A 23,087-nucleotide genomic window follows, 5' to 3' on the forward strand; every position below is an offset into this window, starting at 1 on the left:
TCGTGTGATCGACCGTGCTGTCTCCCTATGGTTAGAGCAAGGTTTGCAGGCATAATGCATACATGTCGCACGCTGACCTCACGTTCGCCGCTTGGTTGGACCTGTCCGGTGAGGCTGCGGGCCGCACCGCCGTCGCAGTCGCGCGCAGCACCGAGACCAGCTTCGTTGGCATAGCCCCACATGCGTATGCTGGTCGGCAAGGTCGGGTGGCCTTCTTCGATCGCGATAACCTCCGCTATGCGTTGGTGCCGGGCGGCACCGCTCAACTCGGCCATGACCCTGACGGTTTCGTTGCAAGCTCTCAACAACGCTCTGACTTCGCCGAGGCCGTTGCTGAATACAACCTGACCACACCGCTCAACCGGTTCTTAGCCGGGACCGTCTCACCGCCGCGCCAAGTGTTCCTACCCGCACGACTCGTTGCGGTTCAATCCGAAGAAACCGACGCACTTCTAGCCCGTCAAGAGGACACCGCTCTCGACGCCAGCAATGATGAGTGCGGCCACGCCGGGCTAATCGCTGGGTTAGCTCGGCAAGGCCTGCGCCCACCGACACCAGACGAGTGGGAGTATGCCTGCGCAGCAGGGGCCGCCAGTTTATTCCGCTGGGGTGACGGTTATCCCGATGGCGGACTTGACGCCGAGGAGCCCTTCCTCCAGCAACCGAATCTGTTCGGCCTGATCATCGGGAACGACCCGTACAGAGCCGAATTTACGACCGATCCCGAGGTCCTATGCGGCGGCGACGGCGGCTCGGCACTGTGCGGTGGTTATGGCAGATTTCTGACCTGGCTCACTCTTGCCACCGACTACCGCGACTCAGCATTAGCGCATGCCATCTATGGCGGCAGCCTGACCGGCGAGACTCCGGTTCGTCCCGTCCTGCCTATCCCTTGAGAAGGTGCCGCCCCTGCTACTGCTCTCTGTCCTGCCGTAAGCGGACTGCGGTGATGCGATGCCGCAGCAGCGCCCTCGTGGGCGTCCCAAGTCAGCACATCTTGAAGGTGCCTTAATGAGGTTCTAACGAGATGATGTTGGGCGTGTCCTCAAGACATGAGGCTCGTTGTGGCTAACGTGAGGAGGGGTAAGCAGCCACCGTGGATCGTCTCGGACGAACTCTGGGCCGAGATCGAACCGCTGCTGCAACGCCGTCCGCCGCGCTGACACCGCTACCCCGGCCGCAAGCCGCTGGATGACCGCCCCTTACCGTCCGAGCCGACGTTCGGCGCCAGCGCGGTGCCGAGAGTTCATAGGTGACTGCTGGAGGTGTCTCATGCGGTGGCTCCTGCAATGCAACCCGACCAAGTGGCGCATCCATGATTTCGTCGCCGATGGTCATGAGATCACCGCGTGGACGGCGACACGACACCTCAGCGATATCCGTCCTGATCAGGATGTTGCTCTCTGGTTGACCGGAGGCACCGGCGGTGTGGTAGCGGTGGGTCACACCACCGGTCCTCCAACATCGGTGGCAGAGGGGCGAGTCGACGATGGCTATTACGTCGAGCCGCCTGATCCTGTCGCCGCCCGCTGGGCGGTGCCGGTCCGGCTCACGCGACGATACTTGGACCAGCCGGTGCCACGCGCGGCCCTCGCTGGCGATCAGGACTTCGCTGATAGCGCGATCCTCACGCGGCCGTGGTCTGGCAACCCGTTTCCTCTGACAGACCGACAATTGCTGGCCGTCGTACGACACTCGTTCGGCAGAGGCGCCTCGGTGAACGGCCAGCTACCCGCCGAGGCGATGACCGGCGCGACCGACCTCCTACGCCGCTTGGTCGGTCTGCCGCTGACCACAGCGTCAGGCCGACTCAACACCGTCATCGAAGTACGCCCACCACACGTCATCGTCAGCACCGAACGCAGCCCCAACGGCCAACCTGTACCGGTCGCCTGGGTCGACGATGCCCTCAGGCGCCTCCTACGCGACGGGTGCGTCGAGCTTCACCCACGCACCAGTACCTATCGGAGTGCGTTCATCGGAGCGGTACTGCTCACCCTGCCGGGTGCCCGCTCGTCCGGTAGCCCTCCCGTGATCACCCTCGACGCTCCACCGCAGCTCGACACCACAACCGCCGCATTCACCTTCGGAGGAAACCTCGAACGGTTCGGCGTAGCCACTCATCGTGGCGAGCAAGCCCTGCTGCGCCAGCGCCTTTTCGCCTCAGCCACGGACGCCGACTGTGCTATCTGCGGTGAGACGTACCCGGTCCGCCTCCTCCACGCCGCCCACATCAAGAAGCGCGCCGTCTGTACCGAACAAGAGGCACGCGACCTCGACCACATCGCCATGCCCGCATGCCTACTTGGGTGCGACGCCCTCTTCGAGGCTGGCTACATCGCCGTTGACCCCACCGGTCAAGTCATCGTTACCGGCGACCCGGGCAACAGGGCCGCGCTAGATCAACGGCTGGCGGAGCTGGCGGACCGACGAGTAGATGCTCACACGACCAGCAGCGCTGCCTATTTCGCTTGGCACCGCGAAAATACCTTCCGCAGCTGAGGTAGCAGCTCATCGGCGACGATCAGCATCGGACGGCACGGGGGAACCTGGGGGCCGACGTCGCGATCGCACGTCCTTACACCGGTAGAGGGCCTCCGAGGCCGCGTCTGCCGAGGTCGGAGTTGCCGCTTGCGATTGAAGATCGCACGTTGCGGCACTGGCCTTTATGCAGGTCACAGCAGGCATGAGCCCGCAGGCCCCCTGCTCTCACGCCGACACGGTCGAAGGCGTCCTGACCTTAGGCCGGGGGATCGACTACCGCGCCCCGCGTCCAGTCAGCGAAATATGCAGGCGAAGCGCGTCGGCGGCTATCGCAGGGACCGGGGATCTCCGAGGGTTAGCCACGCACTACCAGCACGGCAAGCTCGGCCTCAACGTCGAGGTACCGAGTTTCGGCCAGAGTGCAGCCGCCGTCCACCAAGCTGCGATTGGCCCGCTGACGGCGCACAGACACCTCCGGCCCGCACCTGGAGCCTCGCCCAGGGGATCCGGACCGAGGACCGCTTCGAAAGCCGATGAGATCTGCCTGCTGAGCCGTCACTGCCGCACTGAATCAGGGCTGCGGCTCTCACCTCGCTGAGGCTCAGTGAGCCTCTTCAAGAATCGACCGGTTGATCGGTACGTCGCGCAAGAAGCGGTCCCGAAGGCGACCATCCAGCGTGGCTGCCTTCTTGAGCACCAGTGCTCGGGCGAGGTGGAGCGACTCGTTGGCCTCGCCATCGTGGCCCAGCGCACGCTGTACGGCCGCGTGTCGGTAGAGAATCTCCTCTGCCACAACCGCGGCGAGCCGCCATCCTGCTTCGCGCAGATGCTCCGTCGCACGTTCGCTGAACTGCAAAGCCTGCTGACTGTCACCGCGGCTGAGATGCCACTGCCCTAGCAATGAAAGGGTGACAATTTCGCTACGCCGCATGCCGGTACGTTGGGTTTCATCAAGGCAGTTCCGCAGCACGTTGCCGGCGAGTTCGTCGTACGCCGGATCGGCGTCGACCATGCTCAAGAGGCTCGCCGCGTACAGGTTCGCGACCAGCGGCGCCAGGTTCGCCTGCCAGGTCACCGCTGCCTCAACCTGCGCGTCCCTCAGCTGGCGTAGACCCAAGGCGTCCCTGCGGTCTTGCACGCGGCGTGCCCCGAGGTACGCCAGGTTGACGGCATGCCAACCGTCTGGCTCCTCGTCATCGCGACATCCGACCGCCTCGACTAGGCACCGTTCGGCCTCGGTGTAGTCGCCGATCCCGGCCTCTATCTGCGCCAGATAGTTGAGACCGATCGGTAGCAGTCCCAGGTTGGGGCGTTGCCGCACCTGCGGGACGGTGGCCCGTAGCCGGGCTAGCGCCTCCCCCAACCGACCCGCGTCGTAGAGGTTGACGCCGATCTGTAGTGCGACCATGTGGCGGGCGCGCTGGACGACTGGATCCTCTGACTGTCGCACCGAGTTGTCCTCGGAGGCAGCGGCCTCTGCACGGGCCAGGACTGCCAAGCCGCCCTCCACGTCAGTCTTGGGTAGCTGCCGCCCGTACTCGCAGCCCGCCAACAGGATGCTAACCGCGTCGCCGTTCTTCAGCGCCTCGTGCCATGCCTCCCGTAGCAGAGGGAGCGCGGCCGGCACTCCTCGTGTGTACAGCAGCACTTTGCCGTGCAAGTACTGGGAGCGAGTCCGTAGATTGGCATCCCCGGAGCCTTCTGCCGCCCGCATCGCCTCCGTTGACAAAGCCTCCAGGCGTACGGTCCCGTCTGGTTCCGGTCTGGTACGCCAGCTCAGCTCGCTGGCCGTCAACAAGAGCTCGACGAGCTGGGCTCGAAGCCGGCACGATTCCTCGTCCTCTGGGGCGCGCCGAACGCACTCGAGGCCTTGCTCGGCGATCTTGACAACCTCCGGTGCTGACGCACCGGTTTGAGAGAGCCGACACGCGACAAAGTGCGCTACCCGACCGGCTGCGGGCCAGTCCCGCCCCAAGCGGTGATGTCGCACAAGCTCAAGCGCCAAATCCTGCGTCAGATCTCGATGATCCTCCGAGTACTCATGCAAGATCCGACCGATCCGCCGATGCCGATCACGCCGTTGCCACTCGCTCTGGTCTCGATACAGAGCCTCCTGCACCAGGTCATGCTCGAAGGCATAGCGGTCAGCCTCCAGCCGGTCGTCCCACGTGTTTGGCGGAAGCAGATGCAGCAGCCCTGTGTCCCTGGTTAGCCGGTGCAGCCGATCCGCGACCCCGTCATGACGCATATCGAGAACCCTTGCCAGGATGCTGCTGTGAAACTCCCGTCCCTCAACCGCTCCAACAGCCAACAGCCGACGGTCGTCGTCGCTGAGGCGGCTCAGCCGCGCGGCCACCACCAGCCGTACCTGCTCGGCCAACTGAATGCCCTCAGGGTGCGGGGCAACCAGGTCGCTCGGTAGGTGCTCAGGGGTTGGCGGCAGCGCCAGCTCTCGTCGATTGCTGAGGAAGTACCGAAGCAGGAGCGGATGCCCACCGGTGCGCCGGGCAAGCTCAACGGGTGCTACGTCGGCGGCAGACATCCGCTCGGCGTATTCGGCGATGGCCGACATAGGCAGACCTCGTAGCCGTATCCGCTGAGCGAGCCCGGTGACGACTAGGTCATCCACGAGCAGGCGCGCGGCTTGGTTCGCCACGAGTTCGTCGTCGCGACCGGCAAGGACGAAGAGAACCCGCTGATCTTCGGCCGCCCTGGCGAGATATGAAAGCGCTGAACAGGAGCTCTCATCGATCCGATGGAAGTCATCGATTGAGATGACCACCGGGAACCTTTCCTTGATGAGGTGTAGGAGCGCATCCGCCATTGCCCTCGCAGCGGTGCGGTTCTCGACCAGCGGAGCGCCGGGCACCGGGCCGGAGAGAGTCTCCGCGACCATCTTCAGGGTCGACCCCACTCCCGGAACCAACGTCAAAAGTTCTGGCCAGCGCTGCTTCACTGCCTCACCTGACCGTCGTAGCAGTCGCCTCCTCTTGGGCCGGTTGCGATCGATCAGCCACGCCAGGTCAATGAGTGGTCCGTACGCTTCCAACTGCCCCACCTGAACGTGGCACCCCACCGACAGGAAGTCAGCCGGGGTGCCTGCCTCCTGGATGTGTCGGAGCAGGGCACTCTTACCGATGCCAGCCGGACCTTCAACTATCAGGAAGCCGCCATGGCCGTCACACGCTCGATCAACCAGCGCGCGGACTGCGGATTGCTCGTCCTCTCGGCCAACGAACAGTTCAGCGGGCATCAGACCTCCCGAGAGCGAAGACCATCAAGGTATTCGATCCTGACAGGCAGCCTCCACATACCTCCGGATGAGGTGAGGTTCGGGAGAGCCCGACGCCGTCGAGATGAGGACCCTCTGGGGCCCTCCATCCCGCCCGGCGGCGGCCGACCTGACAGTGATGCAGTTTTAAATTGCCTGCTCGCCCCGGCTTCGTTCATCGAGCTCGCGTCGGTACCAGAGTCCGGCGAGGAAGGCCGCCAGTACACCGAGCACGGCCGAGCCGATGCCGCCAGCGAGCCGAACCTGCCCAGTACCCATCCATGATGCGAGTAGCGCGACCGTGGCGAGTACCGCGCAGACGATCGCCGCCGACAGCAGGGCTCGTCCCGAGCGCGGCGCGTTCAGTACCAGGCCGGCAGGTTGCCGCTGAACAACCAGCACGTCCTCAAGCTTCATGTCCGGCTCAACCTCAAAGCCAGCCCGCTTCAGCGCCTGGACGTAGCGGCCTATCGTCCCTGGCTTCTTGGGGTAGCCGCAGTACGAGACGTAAAATGGTTCCGGTCCGTCTCCGCAGGCGCCCTCCACCGCAAAGCCGTCCAGATGGCGCTCACCAACGTCACGAAACCCGGCGTCGCGGAGCACGCGCCGTATGGCCTCAGCGTCGCGGTCCCGTGAAGACCACAACGGCCGTTCTTCCTTGCCATACCCGTACCTTGGCTCATCCATGGATGTCACCGTATCGGCACGCGGCGTGGCGGTGCGCCCACGCTCTGGTTAGCCCTCTCTCGCCATGTCACAAAGCAGCCCCTTCGGACATGGCGACGCCGGTGTAATGGCGCGATATGTGGTCGATCTTGGGTCAATGATCACAGACCCGTGCTCCTCAGGGTCGTGATGATCGATCCGGCCGGCATCCTGGTCAGCAGGGACGAGTACCGATAACTGATACCTGGTCGGCAGGTCCTCCGCCTCGGTGGCGGGAGAGGAGCTCTGCGGCGGCTTCGGCTTTGGCGCGTTCGACATCGAGTTCGGCGATGACCGAGGTGTAGACGTCGGTCATGGCGGCGGAGGAGTGGCCGAGGAGTTCCTGGATGTCTTTGAGGTCGGCGCCGGCGGCCTTGAGGTAGGTGGCGGCGCAGTGCCGTAGGTCGTGCAGCCGGATCGGTGGTAGGTCGGCGTCGCGGACGAGGACCTCGAAGCGGTCGGTGACGGCATTGAGGTGCCAGGGCTTCCCGTCGGGTTGGACGAAGAACAGTCCGGTGTCGAGCCAGGCGTGACCGGTGGCGAGTTTCCACTGAGCGCGGCGGGCGTGGTAAGCGCGCAGGACGACGCGGGTGATGCTGGCCATGGCCATGATCCGGTTGCCGGACTCGGACTTGACCTTCTTGATCACGGGCGTGTAGCCGTGGGTGGCGATCTGTTGGGTGACGCTGATCAGGCAGTTGTCGAGGTCGACGGCGGCGTCGGTGAGTCCGACAGCCGCGCCGCGGCGCAGTCCGCGATGCAGGATGAGCGCGAACAGCGGATAGAGGGCGATGTCGTGCTCTTCGGCGTGGTCGAGGAACGCGCCGGCCTGCTGCGGGGTCCACACCATGACTGGGCTGGGCCGCTCGCCGGTGTCGCGCCACCGTTGTACGGCTTTGGCGGTCCATACCCGCGCTTTCGGGCGTACCCCGGAGGGCAGCTCGATGTGGGCGGCGGGGTTGAAGTCGAGGAGCCGGTTGTTGCCACGGCGGATGGCGTCGTTGAGTGCCTTACGCAGGGTGGCGCGGATGCGGTGCATGCTGGCCGGTTTGGTGGTGCGCAGGCCGCGGACGCTGGCGCGGATGGCGGGGTCGTCACTCTGGCGGGCGATCTCGATGGCGGTGCTGCCCTCGGCGATGGCGGCGAACATGGCCTCGACGTGCTCCACCCGTAGTTTCACCAAGGCGATGGCGCCGAGGTGCGGGACCAGGTGGACGCGGATGTGCGACTCGTAGGCCAGCAGGGTGTTGGGTTGCACGCTGCTGAGGCTGCGGCGGGACGCCAGCCACGAGTACAGGTAGTCGCCGACGGTGGTCGTGACGGTGGCGGGCAGTCCGGCGCGGACCCGCCGGGCGATGGTGTCGCGGTCCGGCAGGGGTGCGCCGGCGGTGACGGCGAGGAGCATGTCGGCGATCTCAGCGGCGACGGCCGGGTCGTCAGCGGCGAGGGCGAGCAGGGCTTTGGCGTGGTCACGGTCGCCGGTGGCGGCGTCGCGGGTGTCGAAGGTGCTGCGGCGTATTTGCCGGCGCGCCTGGCCGGGGTGGGTGGGCAGTTCGAGTTGGTAGGCCCACCGGCCGTGGGTGGGATTCCACGCTCCGCTCGCGCGGCGGATGAGGGGGCAGCGATTGCCGAGTTTGCGGCCCTCGCCGTCGCGGCACGAACAGCGTTTGAAGACCATCCTGTCCTACTCGGGTGTGTCCCCCGGGTTGGGCGTGCGGCAGTAGGTGGCTGCGGGTTCGGTCGGGGATGATCCGGGATCGTCTTTCGGCCTGGGCTGGGTCGTGTTCCGGCGCTGGTGCCAGCGGCTCGCCACGCTGGTTGGGCGGTAGGTGCAGGGCGTGGAGGATGGCCGCAACCGGCACGCGGTAGCGGCTGCCGAATCGGAGCACAGGCAGGGGGAACTGGTCGGACTTGGCCAGGTGGTACGCGACCGAACGAGACAGTCCCATGATCCGCGCAGTGGTCGTCAGATCGGTAACTGCGCCCAAGGCGCTGATCCGCTCACAAGTCCAACTGTTGTCCGGGCCGTCGCCGCTCGGCCCGGGCAGCGATACCGGTCCGAGGACATGTTCCGAGGTCTTCATCGTAGAGCGGCCCGCCCAATGACCAAAAGAGTCGATTCTTGACAGCGAATGGAGGTCAACGCCAAGCGAGGGTCTTCTGCGAGACAGGGCGTCGACGACTACGGGAAGCCCGCTACTCCCTGCAGATAGTTCGAACCAGGCACTGACAGTGTGTGGGGAAAGTCAGTGGCAGGTGCACCACATCCCCCCGAGTCGGATATCTGACCTCGATTGGTCGGTCGGGCACTTAGCGACTCTTGTCGGCGGGACGCTGTTGGCCGAGTGATCGATGTGGGCCGTAGTAGCTCGGGCTAGCGTCGTCGGTCTAGTGCAAGTTTGTGGGGGATGAGCTGTGGGATATCGCTTCAACGCTCCGCCGAATTGGCCAACCCCGCCGCAGGGTTGGGCACCCGGTCCTGGGTGGAAGCCGGACCCGGCATGGGGACCTCCGCCGCCGGGATGGCAGCTATGGATCGCCGATGCACCGATCGCCGCGCCCGTAGTGCAGCCAGCGCCCGCTATAGCCGTGGTGGCCTCTCCCATGCCACAGACCGTCCCGCCGCAACGCGCCGACGATCCTGAGATTCCGCTGTTCGGGGCGCGGACTAAAGCACGCGAGCTTGCTGCCGAGGTGACACACCTCAGAGCTGAGCTGGAGCGGGCCCGGCTAGAGATGAACCGCCTCGGAGTACTGCCCGCAATAGAGCTCGAGCAATACAGGGAACGGCTGACGCGAGAGATCACTGAACAGACCGCCACAGCCCAAGCGCAGAAGGCTGACCTGGAGCGCCAGCTGCGGGACCTCAGTCAGCAGGTCGTGGTGACCGAGGAAGCGGCGCTGCTGCAGGAGGCTGGCGTCTACGACTACCGGCACCCCCTGTCAGACGCGGTCGCATACCAGAGCGCACTGGCTGGGCTGCAGGCCAAGATCAAGAGCATGGCTAAAGGCGGCGCGGTCCTCGCCGCGACTGGCTGGACGGTGAACGGTTCAGCGGCCGAAGGGCGGGTGATGGTCCGGGACTTTTCCAAGCTGCTGCTGCGGGCCTACAACGCCGAAGCGGACAACCTGGTACGGGGCCTGAAGCCCTACAAGCTTGACTCGGCCGTCGAGCGCCTGGGCAAGGTCGCCGCGACGATCGCCAAGCTAGGCAAGACGATGCACATCCGCATCTCGGAGGACTACCACCGGCTGCGGGTCCGGGAGTTAGAGATTACGGCTGACTACCAAGCAAAGCTCGCCGAGGAGAAGGAACGCGAGCGCGAAGAGAAGGCGCGGCTGCGCGAGGAGCGACGGGTTCAACAGGAAATCGACCGCGAGCGTGCCCGTCTCGACAAGGAACGTCAGCATTACGCCAACGCCCTCGCCGCCCTGCAAGCTAAGGGCGACGTCGACGGCGCCGCCCAAATGCAGGAGCGGCTGTTGCAGATCGACACCGCCATCGAAGACGTGGACTACCGTGCCGCCAACGTCCGCGCTGGCTACGTGTACGTCATCTCAAACCTGGGAGCCTTCGGCGAGAAGGTAGTCAAGATCGGCATGACCCGCCGCCTCGACCCATTGGACCGAGTCCGGGAACTCAGCGACGCCTCCGTCCCCTTCAACTTCGACGTCCACGCACTCTTCTTCTCCGAGGACGCCGTCGGCATCGAAGCCAAAATGCACACGCGCCTAGCCGACCGAAGGGTCAACCTCATCAACCAGCGACGAGAGTTCTTCTACGCCACCCCACAGGAGGCCAAGGAGTACCTGCTGGAGTTGACGGGCAGCCTGCTGCAGTACGACGAGATTCCCGAGGCACTCGAGTACCGGCAGAGTCTGACCCAAGCTAAGGAACGGACCCCTTAAGGACAGGCGGCCGGTCCGTCACGAAGAGCTCAGCCGGCTTTGTTCTGCTTGGGCCGCTGAGCAGCAACGAGGTCGCGCTCCGGGGTGGTTGGCCTCCCAGTAGACGTCGAAGTGGTCGGGCCTTGCTGCTCCCGGGTTGGCTATGCCCAGGGTGGGCTGTATCGGCCGATGTAGTCGCGGGCACGAGGGCGCGGGTCATGCCAGTACTGGTTCGGCGTGCGGTGGTGGTGCTTCTGGCCGAATTCAGCGAGACCTTCTGTGATCTTGAGGCGCTCTAGCGGATGGCCTTCGAAGTCTGCGTTGACCGTCAGCAGTTGCGGCTCAGGATTCCAGCCTGAGTGGTCGAACGCCCAGCCGTCCCAGGCCGCGTAGGTGTGGAAGATCTGCCGCTGGCCAGGGAAGCGCACTGCGGCTATCTCGATGGACCTGTCTGGATAGGAATCCCGGCAGACCCAGGCGAGGACGTGACAGGCTCCGGCAGCGAAGAAGGCCTGGTCCGTCCGGTCCCACGCGACCCGCTGGTCTGACCGCTCGATCGCAGTCCGACGAAACGCTCTCGCTGCTGTGGCTGCCATAGCCCGGACGGTAGTGGGTGAGCTGACACATCCGATCATGCCGCCGACGGGGCGTCGCGATGGATAGCCGGCGCCGGCGCCGAAGCCGTCCTGTCATGCCTGAGGATGCGCGTCAACGTGGTGGATCAACAACAGCTTTTCGGGCGAGCAGATACCCCTGCGCGGGGCTGTCCGGCCCATCGGCCGGAACGCCGCCCCAGAACACGGTCGTGAAGCCAGCGTCCGTGACACTTCGTTCCATCTCCTGCGGGGTCTGCCAGTAAAGGTCGAACTCGACACCAAGATTGGCGCTGCGGCCCGCACGTCGGACCTGGCTGCTCCCTGCTTTGAACGCGGTCACCAGATAGCCGCCCGGTTTGATGACGCGATACAGCTCGCCAAAGGCCGCATGTCGATCGGCCGGTGCCAGAAAGATGAGGGAGTACCAGCAAACCACGCCTACCAGCGACGCGTCCTCGAAGGGCAACTCGCGCAGGTCGGCGACGTCGAACCGGAAGGCCGCATGGTCACGCTGAGCCACGCGGATCATCTCGGGTGAAAGGTCGACTCCCCATGGTGCCAGGCCCTTGCCCGCCAGGTAGGGGGCGAGGCGTCCCGTCCCGCAGCCGACGTCGCCGACGTTGATGCCCAAGTCCGCAGCAAGCGTCAGGTCGCAGAACAGGTCGAGAACGGCCCGCTCCACGGGCATGCGATCCAAAGCGTCGGCTAGGCGTTCGGCGTAGAGCTCGGCGAGGACGTCGTGTGCGGCTCTCAACTCTTCGGTGTTGGCGTCCACGGAAGGGACTATAGGAGCCCGCGCCTCTTCCGCCCATGCTGCGAATCCGGCGGCGGCCCGGTTAACAGTTCGAGGTTGAACGGTCCGGGGTGCAGGATGTCGGCATGATCCTGTTGGTTCCCGCGAACCCATTACGGCCGCGCCATCCGGACGAGCACTTCGCGGCGGAGGCACAGGCGGCGCAGGCTGCCGGGCTCGATGTGGCGGTGGTCGACCATGACGCGTTGGCACGGGGCGGAGTTGTGCGCCGGGCGGTCGCATCGGTCTCAGGCAGCGGTGTGGCGGTTTACCGCGGCTGGATGCTGCGTAGCGAGCAGTACGCCATGTTTGCTGAGGTACTCGCTGAGCGTGGTGTGGTGTTGAGGACTGATGGCGAGCAGTACCGCCGGGCGCATGAGTTGCCTGGCTGGTACGCGGCTCTGGCTGCGGTCACCCCACCGTCGGTGTGGACGACTGGCTCGGAGCGGGCCGACTTTGACCGCGCGCGTGTCGAGCTAGGCACGGGACCGGCAGTGCTGCGTGACTACAGCAAGTCAATGAAGCACTACTGGAACGAAGCCGCGTTCATCCCCGACCTCGAGGGCGGCGGGGCGGCGTGGAGGGTGGCGAGCCGGTTCCTGGAACTGCGCGACGACGAGTTTGTGGGTGGATTTGTGTTGCGGCGCTTCGAGCGGTTTGCCTCCGCCGAGGTACGCACATGGTGGGTCGACGGCGTGTGCGTCCTGATCGGAGCGCATCCGGACAGCCCAGACGATTTTGCACCGGTCGAAATCGATCCGGCCCCGATCGCACCGATGATCGCCGGGCTCGGTCTGCCCTTCGTCACCGTGGACCTCGCTCTGCGCACGGACGGCGTATGGAGGGTCATCGAACTCGGAGACGGGCAGGTAAGTGACCGACCAACCACCATCGAACCTCAAGCGATGATCGGGACCCTGCTTGCCCAGGCCCGCTGATCGGCAACTCTGCCTGCCTGAACATCCGCTCATGCCGCGATCCGCGCGACTGCAGCTGAACTGTTGGGCCTTGGTTGAGCCGTTTCGGGAGCCCGCTCACGGTGAGCGGGCTCCCCGGAGCCTGGCCCGGCTCGATCGGTGCTGCCATCCCTGGATCAGTGACGTGCGGTACCGGCGCCGCACGTTGGGCAGGCCGGCCTGCGAGGTTAGTGCGTCAAGCCCTGGTAGGGGAAGTTCGTATACGTCGCCGGTTGTTCCTGCTCCCCATTCCGGTGGAGCCCCGCCGTCAGCCATGGCCGTAGCTGCGGGGGAGATGGCTGCTCCGATGGCCGTATCGGGCGAGCGTCCGCGATCTGGCGAGGAACGACTGCGGGACTATCAACCGCCGGTCGGCGGCGGCAGCCCAGTTACGAGCCGAGGATCGGGGAGCGGGTGGGGAGCAACAGGGTGCCCTGGAGGGCCTTCAACTGCACCGAACTGCACCCGACGGCCCTGGCGACCCGGACGACGGCCGCGGCGACGCGGATCCGCGGGTGAGCTTCACGAGCGCATTGGCCCGGCCGCGATGGGCCGCGTCGTAGCGGCCGGCCCATCGGCCGCCCATGCCGCCGATGGGCCGCGACGCTCAGCAGCGAGGTGTGGTGGTTGAACGCTCGCCCGTGCCGGCGTGGGTGCGTCGGTGCGATGACGAAGGCGCAGATCTGTGACACGTGGACGAGGTAGAGTCTCGCGTCGTGATGGCAGGGCTTGATCAACAGGGTGAGGATGGCCGCCGTCTCGGTCAGGAAGCGATGCGGCGGCTACGGCTCAGGTCCGTCTGCGCGGTCGACGCTGGACTCACCGACGCGGAACTTGACCAGGTCGAGCAGGAATTCGGGTTCCGGTTTGCCGCCGACCACCGGGCCTTCCTGTCCGCAGGACTGCCGGTGAACACACGGCCGGAGCTACGCGAGCCGGGCGTGATCTACACACACCTGGAGCCGTGGCCCGACTGGCGTAACGGGTACCGCGACAAGCTGCGCAGTCTGCTGGACTGGCCCAGTGAAGGAGTGCTGTTCGACGTCCAGAACAACGGCTTCTGGTACGACGGCTGGGGTTCACGCCCAAGCGACACTGCATCGGCATTGGCGACAGCGACGCGAATGCTGGCGCAGGTTCCGAAGATGGTGCCGGTGTACGGGCACCGGTATCTCCCTGGTGAGCCGAGGGTCTTCGGCCACCCGGTGCTTTCGGTGTGGCAGACCGACATCATCTACTACGGGTTGAATCTGGCGGACTATATCGACCGGGAGTTCGGTCGCGTGGGCTCAGGAGAAACCCCGTGGGAGCCGAAGGCGAGCGTCGATTTCTGGCGCGATCTAGTCTGAGCCGTACTCTTTCCCGCCGTTTTAATTGCCGGGCATCCCCAAGCCAGCGCATGTGAGTGGCGGCGATGCCGTGCGTGGTTGCGGGCTGACCCTACTGGCACCGTGGCGGCACACATCATCGGCATGATCCGGCTGCCGCCGGCGGTAGGTTGTCGACGAGCCGTGCGAGCGGGTCCCGCAGGGCGGTCAGGACTTGACCGCGGAGCAGTCGCGTGCCCACGAGGACCTGCCGTTCGTTTGGTGGGTCGCCGACCAAGTCATGCAGCACGACCGGCGAGCCTGGTGGATGCGGCACTGGCTGCTGGGCACCGTCTGTATCCAGACCCCTGAGGTCTTCGAACGCCATGAGCCTGTTCTGTTCATCAGTCACGACGCGGACGACGGAGTCTGGCAGTTGATCGGAGCATCCGACGCGAGCGGCAGCAACGGCAAAGTCGGGCACCTGCACCATGCCGCCGACGAAGACCCCAGCCTGATCGATGTTCTCGACCTGCGACGTGGTCGCAGCGCGGTACGCGCGGGCGTGGGAGAAACCTGGACTGGCCACGTCTAACCCGATCGAGGACCCTCTTACCGTCTTTCGGTCACAATAGATGGGAAGCGGCGTACCGGTAGCCGGATCTGCCGCTGTCGAGACCGCTGTCTGGCCGATACGCAGCAAAGGCCATTCGCCTGTGCACAGCACCATAAGGGTCCCGCAGGCCGAGGCCATCGTGCCTTCGACCGGTCGGTGCGAACCGTGGATCGGGGGAGCAGATTGGGAGCAACAGGGTGCCCTGAACGGCCTTGAACTGAGCCCTACGACGTCCAACGGTCCTCAACTGCACCCACCCCTACCTGCGCTTCCACGTTGGCCCAGCTCAGAGGGGGTGCGGCGTCCTGTTTCCCGCGGAGTGCTCTGCGGTTCTGCATAGCGGTCGACAAGGTTCTATGTGGCCTGGTAGGGGAGTGTGCGCAGGTCAAGGTGGTAAGGAGCTGTTGGTGGGCCTGGCCTTGCGACTGGGAGCAGATTGGGTGCAGGTTGGCGAAGTGGTCTCCGCGACCGAAGTGCTCACCGACGGCGGACAGAGACGAGGGGCCTTGACCTGCGGTGATGGAGACCGAGCGGTGCGGCGTGACCTCCCAGTAGAGGTCGAAGTGGTCAGGCGTCCTGCTCCCGGGATGGCTGGCGCCGGCCGGCGTCTCGGGCCGCCTAACGCCACGCCTATAGGTGTGCTGTAGGTCGATGTGAAGCGTTGTGGGGGCTTGCTGAGTCGGCCGCGGTTCCGTCATCTGAGAATCCGATCCCACGGGCAACGCCCTGACCAGGTGCTTCAGGGTGAAGACCTCTTCGGCGGCACCGAAGTGGTCAGGAGTCCTAGCTTCCCGCCTGGCTGGTGCCGGCTCTTGTTTGGAGCCTTCCGGTAGGACGACCCTCCACCGTGGCCGCCGCCTTGTCGCCGGTCGCGAGACGAGCGGCGCGCCTGGGAGCTGTTGGCTCCGCCGCAGGCTGCCGCATGGGAGCATCTGCGCTGGACGCTAGCGGCCTGGTACTGCCCGCGTGATGATTGCCGGCGAGCAGCCGGACGCCGCGGCGGCGCTGCTCGCTAAGGGCCATGGTTCTGGAGGACCGCCTGGGCGTGACCCCGAAGTCGATGCGCCTGCTGCTCTGGCAGGTGTCCGCCGACGAGGTGGGCGAGCGTCCCCAGCACCGTAGGGTGCCTGCGGTCGCATCCGGGCCACCGACGGCGCGTGACGCAATCCGGGGCCGACCGCTGCTCTGCCTCTTACCCGAACTCGATCATGTCTAGCAGGGTGCGGGCGACCCGCGATACACGTCGAAATCGTCGCCCTTGGCGCCAACCCCGCCGACTGGTACCGCCGCTCACCCCTAAGACGCGACCGCCTTCGATGCCCGCGGGACAGCGCCACGGCGACCAGCGGTGGCGGCCGCTGTTCTCCGGCCTGGCGGCGGGCGGTGTGCCACTCCAGAGGCAGTATCTCAGGAGTCAGATTCGGTCAGGGTCTGGGACCATCAGCTGCTCCGCCGCCAGCCGCACGAGCGGGACCTCCCGCGCGAGATGGAGATCATCTGTGTAAGGGCTGTAGCGCGTCGTCGACGCCTTGCTGTGCGCGATAGCGTTTCGGACGCGGTAGATGCGCTCGGCGACACGGTCTGGCAGGTCAGAATCGGTCGTGCGAAGGTTCACGACATCGGCGTCGGCGAAGGGCACCGGGCTGACCGAGAAGTGGCGCAGCGCGCCGGAGAAGTACCGCTCCAAGTCTGTCGCTACCCGCTGCAGGTCGATCGTGGTGCGCATCAGGGCTTTGAGGGCGTTTCGTTCGGTAAGCCGAATTTCCTGCGGATTGACTCCTAGACGGCCTGCTGCGGTGCGGGTGAAGGTCCGCAGTGCCGCCGCATCCGTTGGCATTTGGCCGGGTGGCGTCAGTTCTGGCACTCTGCCGGACAGCTCGCGGTACCAGGCGTCCTCCATGAAGTACTCGACGATGTGGTAGTAGCCCATAAATGCGGAGAACGCGTCGTGAGCAGCGAGGGCGCGCAAATACCGCAGCGCCAATTCCTCATCGACGAGACTGACCGGCCCGTACAGGATCTCGCCGGGGAGGCCGGTCCGGGGTGGCGGCGCCGTGCCGCCGTCGGCGCCCCAGGCTGCGATCGCCTCCACCGCAGCAGGAGCGCCGACGTACAGTTGCCGCATTAACGGCGGTTGTACATGCTGGTAATGCAGATGATCCACATCTTGGACGAGCCCGAGCACCAAGTCCGACTCGTAGGCCAGTCGGGCCCGGAAGGCAGTCATCGCGTCTTCAATCTGGCGGGCACCGAGCGCCTGCCCGGCGGTAACGCGCAGGGAAACGACGGTGGGTTCCGCAGCCTCGCGGAGCACCCTCCAGGCGTGAGTACGGGCGTGGTCTCCAGGTCTAAGGCCTTGGCGGGCCTCGGCCGCCAGCAAAAATTCGTTGATCCGCTCGCCCTCGAACACGTGCAGCCGAGCTATGCCGCTCCGACGCAACGCGCACCTCAGCAACAGTGCCACGGACGGCCGGCCGAGCCGTGCCTCAAACTGCACATTGCCGGACTGCCAGTTGTAGCTCACGTCACGCGACTGCCGAAGGTTTCGAAGCCTGGGGTTAGGGGTGTCCTCGCGCACAAGGACCTCGAGCGACCGTTCGTCGAGGAGTTGTGTATCTGGTCGTGTGCGTGACGTGGTCAGGACGTGTGCGACGCGGACGATCTCATCGAAGGTCACCTCGACGTGCCATTCGGACAGCGGGCGGTCCGGGGCATTTATCCATGCCTCCCGCAGCGCAGCATCGAGGTCCGGCTCGCCGGTCTCACCACCTTGTAGGGCGGCACCCAGGTGGTAGACCAGCCGACTGTCGTATTCCTCGAGGGGCTCGTAATCTGCTAGAAGCATGGATAAGACTTGACCTATGGCTGCAGCGGTCGACTCCACGTCCGACAGGTCGGCAAGTGGACCGAACGCATCTGACGCATCCCTCTCGCCTCTGTCCACACGGGTATCCTGCCACCACCGCCGCACCGCCAAGGGCTCGCGCTGCCGGACTTCTCCACCGGCGGCCTCGCCCGCCACCTGGCCAACCAGGTCACTCAGACCGTGACGTTCCTCGCCGCGCCGCCAGGAGAATCGGCGATCTCGGTGCTGGAGCACTTCACCGGCAACGCCTGGGTGACTTCCGGCGTGGGTAGTGCCGACAACATCGACATCCGGCGCCGCAGCGAGCAGACAGCTGCCGCGACAACCGCCAGGGAGCTGGCGGACGCGGTCGATGCGGCATTGACCGACCTAGGTGCCACGGTGACCACGCAACCGCCCGACCGCATCGTGGACCTCGGCGCCTGGGGCCTAAAGGTCGACGACTTCCTGCTGACCCGGGTCATGGAGCTGGTCGTGCACACCGACGACCTGGCAGTCAGCCTCGGCTTGCCGACGCCACCGATGCCGCAGACAGCGACTGAAGCGACAATCCAGCTGTTGAGCAGCCTCGCGGCCTGGCGACACGGTTCCCTGAACGTGATACGCGCGCTAGCTCGGCAAGAACGAGCTCCCGCCTCCATCTCTGCCCTCTAACTGGTGGAGCGCTCGCTCTGCACTGTCCTCATCTGCCGCGGTCGCGCGTTGGTAGCGCCTGGCGCCGTGCGCTGTCATGTCGAGAACAATGCACTCGATCATGTTTCTGATCTCGAGTTCGCAGACCGGCCTCAGTCGAGTCGTACACCTCAAGCTGGCGCACCGGCCGGCCGTCCTCCGCGGTCTCGCGGTAGTACGTCGCGTAGCCTCAGATGTCGAACTCGTCGCCCCGTGATTTGTTCCACCGACGACGGAAGTAAGGGCTCACCACGAAAGGATCCTGTCCTGTCCTGGCTTGGCCGCGCCGTCTCTAAGCGTCGGGGCTCAGCTACTGAGATCAATCCTCGCTGGCGTTGAGGGACAGCTCGGCCAGCCGGGGCAGCCGACGCCGCATCTCGTCATCATCGTCGAAGTCGAAGTCCTCACCCATGTCGGGCTCGCGGGCCTCGTCGATGCCGACCGCAACGTGCTGGCGGGCCTTCATCGCTTCGTAGAAGGCATCGTCGTCACCACCCGTGACCTGCTCGTAGGCCTCGCTGGCTACGTAGTTCACCGACTCGGCGAACAGCGCACCATCGTCTGCCTCGGCCGCCGCTTGTCGTACCACGGGATGGTCAGCAATAGAGGGCGTCGTGGAGCTGATCGAACAGCTCCTGGAACTCGAGGATGCCCTCCGGTGATGTCGCCGCCAAGCGCGTCACCAGTGCCGCGGCAACGGCCTCACCGTCGTCACCGGTCCGCCCGTCTAGACCCACCCCGGCCGACTCCACGACCGCCCAAAACTCGTCAACGTCCACGGCGCGGGAGTCTCCCACGGCCAACCGACAACTCACCCCTGTCGACCCGGGCACCAGTCGCTAGCAGCACTCAGGCTTTCCTGACCCTGAGCATCCGCTCATGGCCGCGATGAATGCGCTGCGTGGTGCCGGCTGGCGGCGGGTTTGGGACGATCTCGTCATGGCGACCTATGAAGTTGCGCTGGTGCTTCTCGTCGACTCCTCGGAGGCGGTACTCCTGCAGCATCGTGATGATCAAACTTCGGCTTCTCCGAACCAGTGGAGCCTGCCGGGTGGTCATGTCGAGCCGGGCGAGACGCCTGAACAGGCGGCACACCGGGAGCTATTGGAGGAGACGGGCCTGATGACGGGTGAGTTGCGCGCGTTGTGGAGCGGCCCACGCCCGTACGAGGCCGGCTTCCCGCACGCGGTGACTGTTCACGTCTTCTGCGGCAGGACCGATGCTCGGCAACAGGATGTGGTGGTTGGCGAGGGCCGCGCAATGGTGTTCGTCCCGCGGGATGAGGTTCTCGACCGCGACCTGGCCGTGACAACTGCCGCAGTCCTGTCGCTCCACCTCGGCGGCGCTGGCGAGACGCACTGTTCTGCCGCTGACAAGGCGCGGCGATCGTGAGCGTGCTGCCCGATCGACCGATGCGGCTGCGGGAGCCAGTGCTGGCGCCAACCAAACACTGGCCGGCAGCTTACGGTTGGCGGTCGGCTGTCGGCGGCCCGGGGCGAGCCCCGGTCTAGGGGGAGCAGGTTGGGAGCAGCGGGGTGCCCTGAACAACCTTGAACTGCGTCCAACGGCATCGAACGGCGCTCAACTGCACCCACCCCTGCCTGCGGCTCCTCGTTTCCGCAGGTCAGAGTAGGTGCGGCGTCCTGTTTCACACCGAAGAGGTCGCTGGTTCGATACCAGCATCGCCCACTCTCAGTTTGTGCAGGTCAGTAGCCCGTTGCCGGAGTAGCCGGTAACGGGCTTCGCTGTATGTGCCGCTTACATTGGAGCAGATTGGGAGCAGCGAGGCTGGTTCTGGGTTCGGGCCGCCATGGACCCGCCCGGCTGAGTGACCTGATCCTGGGTGGTAGCGAAGTAGCGGGTGATCTTGTTGAAGACTTCGGCCGAGACGAGAGTGCAGGGATCTGCGGCGATCGTGGCCGGCCTGTCTGCGGTGATACTCAAAACCCATCCTTCATCCTGCGCGGATCAGCGGTAGGTGCCATCGCGTCACCTTCGGAGCTGAATTGCGTCGGTCTATTCGCTGTCGTGGAATGATCATGATTCGCTGTGGACTCGCGGCGGGCCGTGCGGAGGTTCCCTCACCCGCCTCCAGTAGCGACAGAGCATGGTCCCGGTCCTCAAGGATCGATTTTCGGAACGGCCCCCAGGCGACGAAGCGCTCGAACATGTCGCGCGGGCTTGGCCCTACAGACGCGCTTCACCGCAGGGCCACGGCTGGCCACACGAGCGGCACGCCCACATCGGCCGTAGCGGCGGCCCGACGAGTGGTCACCGGCGCGGGGCCGGCCCGCTGGACTGCCGGATGGTCAGGTGCGTGGGCAGCAGCACGGTCTGACGGGACGGCGTTTCCCCCAGGTGCTCAAGGTGGTCCAGCAGCATCGACACCGCCACCCGGCCGGCCTGTTCGATCGGCGCGGTGAGGGTCGTCAGCGGGGGGCTGCAGAAGTCGGCGCCGAAGATGTCGTCGCAGCCCACCACGCTGATCTCGCCGGGGACGTCGACGCCGCGTTCGGCCAGCCGTTGCAGGATGCCGATCGCCAGCAGGTCGTTGAAGGTGACGCCGGCGGTGGCGCCGGTGTTCAGCAGCGCGTCCGCGGCGACCGACCCGGAGCTGCGGGACACGCCGAACGGTCCGACGCGGGCCGCGGTGAGGCCGTGTCGGGCCATCGCGGTCCGCATCGCCCGCCACCGGGCCTCGTTGGCCCAGGAGGACGGCGGTCCGGCGACGTACGCGATCGCCCGGTGGCCCAGCGAGACCAGGTGCTCGACGGCCTGCATCACCCCGTCCGGGCTGTCGATGACGACGCTGCGCACCCGGGGGACGTTGCGGTTGACGGTGACGACCGGCAGTTCGGCGGCGATGACGGAGAGGGTCTGCTCGGGAAGGCGGGAGGCGGCGAGGATCACCCCGTCGACCGACCGGCGCACCTTGTGCAGCAGATGGTTCTCCAGCTCGGCCGAGTCCTCGGTGTCGATCAGCAGCAGGGCGTGGCCGGCGGCGCGCAGTTGTTGCTGCGCGCCGCGGATCAGTCCGAAGTAGAACGGATTCGTCGCGTCCGAGACGAGCAGGGCGACCGTTTCGGTACGCCCCGACGACAGCGCCTGCGCCTGGGTGTTGGGTACGTAGTTCAGCTCGCGGGCGGCGGCCTGGATGCGTTCCCGGGTGACCCGGTTGACCCGGTCGGGCCGGCTCAGCGCCCGGGACACGGTGGAGGCGGCAACGCCGGTGAGGGCAGCGATGTCGTTGATGGTCACGCGGCCCTCCCGGCGTACCGCCGCACGGGGAGAGGACGCGCCTTCGGGGTTCATGCACATCAGCAGAGCATCGGTGGCAATTAATGGCAACCGGTTGCCACCCGGTTTCCATGGTTGTTACGTTCCCTCGCACGTTTCATCGAACCGGGGGAATTCCCGGGCGTCTGGCTATGTGTTTTCCACGCCATTCCTCTCCGGACAGCCACCACCCAAGGAGCAGAGATGAACGCCATCCGTGGACTTCTCGCGGCGGCCCTGGCCGTCACGGTCGCCATACCCGTCACCGCCTGCGACCCCGGTAGCTCCGCCGAGGACGGCAGGACGCTCAACGTGCTCATCGGGGCGAACTCGATCTATCCCACGGAGCAGAAGCAGTGGTTCGCCGACGTCTCGGCGAAGTTCCAGCAGCAGGCCGGGGCGAAGGTCACGTTCGAGACCTTCGCCAGCCCCACCGACGAACTCACCAAGATCCAGACATCGATGCTTTCCGGGCAGGGGCCGGACATCTATGCCATCGGCACCACCTTCACCCCGACGGCATACTCCACCGGCGCCTTCGTCGACCTCACCGCCGACCAGTGGACGAAGATCGGCGGCCGGGACCGGTTCCTGCCGGCCACCCTCGGCATCTCCGGCCCGGACGCCATGCACGAGGTCGGCATCCCCTTCACCAGCCGCCCGTTCGTCATGGCGTACAACAAGGAACTGCTGGCCGCGGCGGGCATCGACAAGCCGGCCAGCACCTGGGACGGCCTGCGGCAGCAGGCCAGACAGCTGACCGGGGCCGGCAGGTACGGCCTGGCCGTGGCCTACGGCGACGGCTTCGACCCGTGGAAGTTCATCTGGGCGATGAGCATCCAGGCCGGCAACCCGCTGGTCTCCGACGGCAAGGCGCGGCTGACCGATCCGGTCACGGTCAAGGCCTACCAGACGTACCTCGGCTGGCTCGCCACCGACAAGGTCGTCGACCCAGCGGCGACCGGCTGGAAGAACGCCCAGGCCATCGCCGCGTTCGGCGCCGGCAAGGCCGCCTTCCTACCGATGGTCTCGGCGACCTCGAAGGTCACGCTGGACAAGTCCGCGGTCGCCGGCAAGTACGCCTACGCCGTCATGCCGACCGTCCCGCCGGGCGCCACCAGCCTGCCCTCGGGCGGCGTCGGCGCCACCAGCATCCTCTCCGGTGACAACCTGGTGATCGCCAAGTACAGCAAGAACCAGGACCTGGCGCTGCGCCTGGTGAACATGCTGACCACCGCCGAGTCGCAGGAGGCCTACTACCGGACCTTCGGCGAGTTGCCGACGAACGCGGAGCTGGCGAACCGGCTGGTCGCCGACCCGGCGCTCGCGGCCATCGTGGACTCCGCGTCGAAGGCGCACGGCACCCCGTTCCACGGCGGGTGGAGCAAGGTGCAGCTCGCGCTGGTCAACGTGGTCGTCCAGTCGGTGCCGAACCTCGCCGCCGGCAAGGTCGACGACACGTCCCTCAACGCCCTGCTCACCCAGGGCCAGTCCGAGGCGCAGGCCGCGCTGGACAAGGCGAAGTAGATGACGGTCAACGACACAGCGACCGCGGACTTGTCCAGCGTGACCTTCGAGGTCGCCGAGACCATCGGTAGGAAGGCGGCCTTGCCGGCGCCGAACGCGGCGATGGCCTGGGCGTTCTTCCAGCCGGTCG

The 23,087-nt window shown here is 66.0% G+C and carries 18 protein-coding genes; 9 read left to right on the forward strand and 9 right to left on the reverse strand.

Going from position 1 to position 23,087, the window contains the following annotated elements:
• Positions 1–62 precede the first annotated feature (62 nt).
• Positions 63–896: a hypothetical protein gene (locus DKT68_RS30870; protein WP_146218303.1), complete on the forward strand. Its 834-nt coding sequence runs from the start codon at positions 63–65 to the stop codon at positions 894–896.
• A 376-nt stretch (positions 897–1,272) separates the two neighbouring features.
• Positions 1,273–2,502 (forward strand): HNH endonuclease, encoded by a 1,230-nt coding sequence (locus DKT68_RS30875; protein ID WP_146218304.1) that lies wholly within the window; start codon positions 1,273–1,275, stop codon positions 2,500–2,502.
• Between the two features lie 583 nt (positions 2,503–3,085).
• Here the strand turns inward: DKT68_RS30875 and DKT68_RS06775 are convergent.
• The 3 genes from DKT68_RS06775 to DKT68_RS06785 form a co-directional block, all read right to left on the reverse strand.
• Positions 3,086–5,737: an ATP-binding protein gene (locus DKT68_RS06775; protein ID WP_109816555.1), complete on the reverse strand. Its 2,652-nt coding sequence runs from the start codon at positions 5,735–5,737 to the stop codon at positions 3,086–3,088.
• A 165-nt stretch (positions 5,738–5,902) separates the two neighbouring features.
• Complete coding sequence (locus DKT68_RS06780) at positions 5,903–6,442, reverse strand: hypothetical protein (RefSeq protein ID WP_146218305.1); 540 nt, start codon at positions 6,440–6,442, stop codon at positions 5,903–5,905.
• Between the two features lie 193 nt (positions 6,443–6,635).
• Positions 6,636–8,138, reverse strand: a complete 1,503-nt coding sequence (locus DKT68_RS06785) for a tyrosine-type recombinase/integrase (protein ID WP_109816557.1) — start codon at positions 8,136–8,138, stop codon at positions 6,636–6,638.
• Positions 8,139–9,064: 926 nt separating this feature from the next.
• Here DKT68_RS06785 and DKT68_RS06795 point away from each other — a divergent pair.
• Complete coding sequence (locus DKT68_RS06795) at positions 9,065–10,369, forward strand: DUF4041 domain-containing protein (protein ID WP_109816558.1); 1,305 nt, start codon at positions 9,065–9,067, stop codon at positions 10,367–10,369.
• Between the two features lie 140 nt (positions 10,370–10,509).
• Here DKT68_RS06795 and DKT68_RS06800 read toward each other — a convergent pair whose 3' ends face one another.
• The gene (locus tag DKT68_RS06800) at positions 10,510–10,944 is read right to left on the reverse strand and encodes a hypothetical protein (protein WP_109816559.1); all 435 of its coding nucleotides are present in this window, start codon (positions 10,942–10,944) and stop codon (positions 10,510–10,512) included.
• A 112-nt stretch (positions 10,945–11,056) separates the two neighbouring features.
• Positions 11,057–11,719 carry a class I SAM-dependent methyltransferase gene (locus tag DKT68_RS06805; RefSeq protein ID WP_109816560.1) on the reverse strand — a complete coding sequence of 221 codons (663 nt, stop codon included), beginning with the start codon at positions 11,717–11,719 and terminating at the stop codon, positions 11,057–11,059.
• A 104-nt stretch (positions 11,720–11,823) separates the two neighbouring features.
• On the opposite strand from DKT68_RS06805, the gene DKT68_RS06810 reads away from it, so the two are divergent.
• From DKT68_RS06810 to DKT68_RS06820, 3 genes are all read left to right on the forward strand, one after another.
• A complete protein-coding gene (locus tag DKT68_RS06810) occupies positions 11,824–12,675 on the forward strand; it encodes an ATP-grasp domain-containing protein (protein ID WP_109816574.1) in 852 nt (283 codons plus the stop codon).
• Positions 12,676–13,412: 737 nt separating this feature from the next.
• On the forward strand, positions 13,413–14,042 hold the full coding sequence (locus DKT68_RS06815) for an SMI1/KNR4 family protein (protein ID WP_109816575.1): 630 nt from the start codon (positions 13,413–13,415) through the stop codon (positions 14,040–14,042).
• Between the two features lie 193 nt (positions 14,043–14,235).
• Positions 14,236–14,595, forward strand: a complete 360-nt coding sequence (locus DKT68_RS06820) for a hypothetical protein (RefSeq protein ID WP_201748932.1) — start codon at positions 14,236–14,238, stop codon at positions 14,593–14,595.
• Positions 14,596–16,030: 1,435 nt separating this feature from the next.
• On the opposite strand, the gene DKT68_RS06830 is transcribed toward DKT68_RS06820, so the two are convergent.
• Positions 16,031–17,638 carry a hypothetical protein gene (locus DKT68_RS06830; protein WP_109816562.1) on the reverse strand — a complete coding sequence of 536 codons (1,608 nt, stop codon included), beginning with the start codon at positions 17,636–17,638 and terminating at the stop codon, positions 16,031–16,033.
• Here DKT68_RS06830 and DKT68_RS06835 point away from each other — a divergent pair.
• Entirely contained in the window at positions 17,603–18,136 is a 534-nt protein-coding gene (locus DKT68_RS06835) for a maleylpyruvate isomerase N-terminal domain-containing protein (RefSeq protein WP_236646758.1), read from the forward strand. The two genes, DKT68_RS06830 and DKT68_RS06835, sit on opposite strands and share 36 nt — an antisense overlap.
• Before the next feature lie 337 nt (positions 18,137–18,473).
• On the opposite strand, the gene DKT68_RS06840 is transcribed toward DKT68_RS06835, so the two are convergent.
• Both DKT68_RS06840 and DKT68_RS06845 read right to left on the reverse strand, forming a co-directional pair.
• Positions 18,474–18,743 (reverse strand): hypothetical protein, encoded by a 270-nt coding sequence (locus tag DKT68_RS06840; RefSeq protein ID WP_109816564.1) that lies wholly within the window; start codon positions 18,741–18,743, stop codon positions 18,474–18,476.
• Positions 18,744–18,750: 7 nt separating this feature from the next.
• Entirely contained in the window at positions 18,751–18,933 is a 183-nt protein-coding gene (locus DKT68_RS06845; protein WP_161556629.1) for a DUF4240 domain-containing protein, read from the reverse strand.
• A 100-nt stretch (positions 18,934–19,033) separates the two neighbouring features.
• On the opposite strand from DKT68_RS06845, the gene DKT68_RS06850 reads away from it, so the two are divergent.
• Positions 19,034–19,546 (forward strand): NUDIX hydrolase, encoded by a 513-nt coding sequence (locus DKT68_RS06850; RefSeq protein ID WP_236646757.1) that lies wholly within the window; start codon positions 19,034–19,036, stop codon positions 19,544–19,546.
• An 879-nt stretch (positions 19,547–20,425) separates the two neighbouring features.
• Here DKT68_RS06850 and DKT68_RS06860 read toward each other — a convergent pair.
• Positions 20,426–21,412 (reverse strand): LacI family DNA-binding transcriptional regulator, encoded by a 987-nt coding sequence (locus DKT68_RS06860; RefSeq protein WP_201748933.1) that lies wholly within the window; start codon positions 21,410–21,412, stop codon positions 20,426–20,428.
• 222 nt (positions 21,413–21,634) lie between these two features.
• On the opposite strand from DKT68_RS06860, the gene DKT68_RS06865 reads away from it, so the two are divergent.
• Positions 21,635–22,957: an ABC transporter substrate-binding protein gene (locus DKT68_RS06865; RefSeq protein ID WP_109816569.1), complete on the forward strand. Its 1,323-nt coding sequence runs from the start codon at positions 21,635–21,637 to the stop codon at positions 22,955–22,957.
• Positions 22,958–23,087 lie beyond the last annotated feature (130 nt).

This window comes from Micromonospora acroterricola, from assembly GCF_003172955.1.
Classification (GTDB): Bacteria; Actinomycetota; Actinomycetes; order Mycobacteriales; family Micromonosporaceae; genus Micromonospora; species Micromonospora acroterricola.

Coding starts and splice junctions, on each gene's coding strand:
- DKT68_RS30870 (WP_146218303.1), top strand. CDS start 63: ATGTCGCACGCTGACCTCACGTTCGCCGCTTGGTTGGACCTGTCCGGT.
- DKT68_RS30875 (WP_146218304.1), top strand. CDS start 1,273: ATGCGGTGGCTCCTGCAATGCAACCCGACCAAGTGGCGCATCCATGAT.
- DKT68_RS06775 (WP_109816555.1), bottom strand. CDS start 5,737: ATGCCCGCTGAACTGTTCGTTGGCCGAGAGGACGAGCAATCCGCAGTC.
- DKT68_RS06780 (WP_146218305.1), bottom strand. CDS start 6,442: ATGGATGAGCCAAGGTACGGGTATGGCAAGGAAGAACGGCCGTTGTGG.
- DKT68_RS06785 (WP_109816557.1), bottom strand. CDS start 8,138: ATGGTCTTCAAACGCTGTTCGTGCCGCGACGGCGAGGGCCGCAAACTC.
- DKT68_RS06795 (WP_109816558.1), top strand. CDS start 9,065: ATGCCACAGACCGTCCCGCCGCAACGCGCCGACGATCCTGAGATTCCG.
- DKT68_RS06800 (WP_109816559.1), bottom strand. CDS start 10,944: ATGGCAGCCACAGCAGCGAGAGCGTTTCGTCGGACTGCGATCGAGCGG.
- DKT68_RS06810 (WP_109816574.1), top strand. CDS start 11,824: ATGATCCTGTTGGTTCCCGCGAACCCATTACGGCCGCGCCATCCGGAC.
- DKT68_RS06815 (WP_109816575.1), top strand. CDS start 13,413: ATGGCAGGGCTTGATCAACAGGGTGAGGATGGCCGCCGTCTCGGTCAG.
- DKT68_RS06850 (WP_236646757.1), top strand. CDS start 19,034: ATGGCCGCGATGAATGCGCTGCGTGGTGCCGGCTGGCGGCGGGTTTGG.
- DKT68_RS06865 (WP_109816569.1), top strand. CDS start 21,635: ATGAACGCCATCCGTGGACTTCTCGCGGCGGCCCTGGCCGTCACGGTC.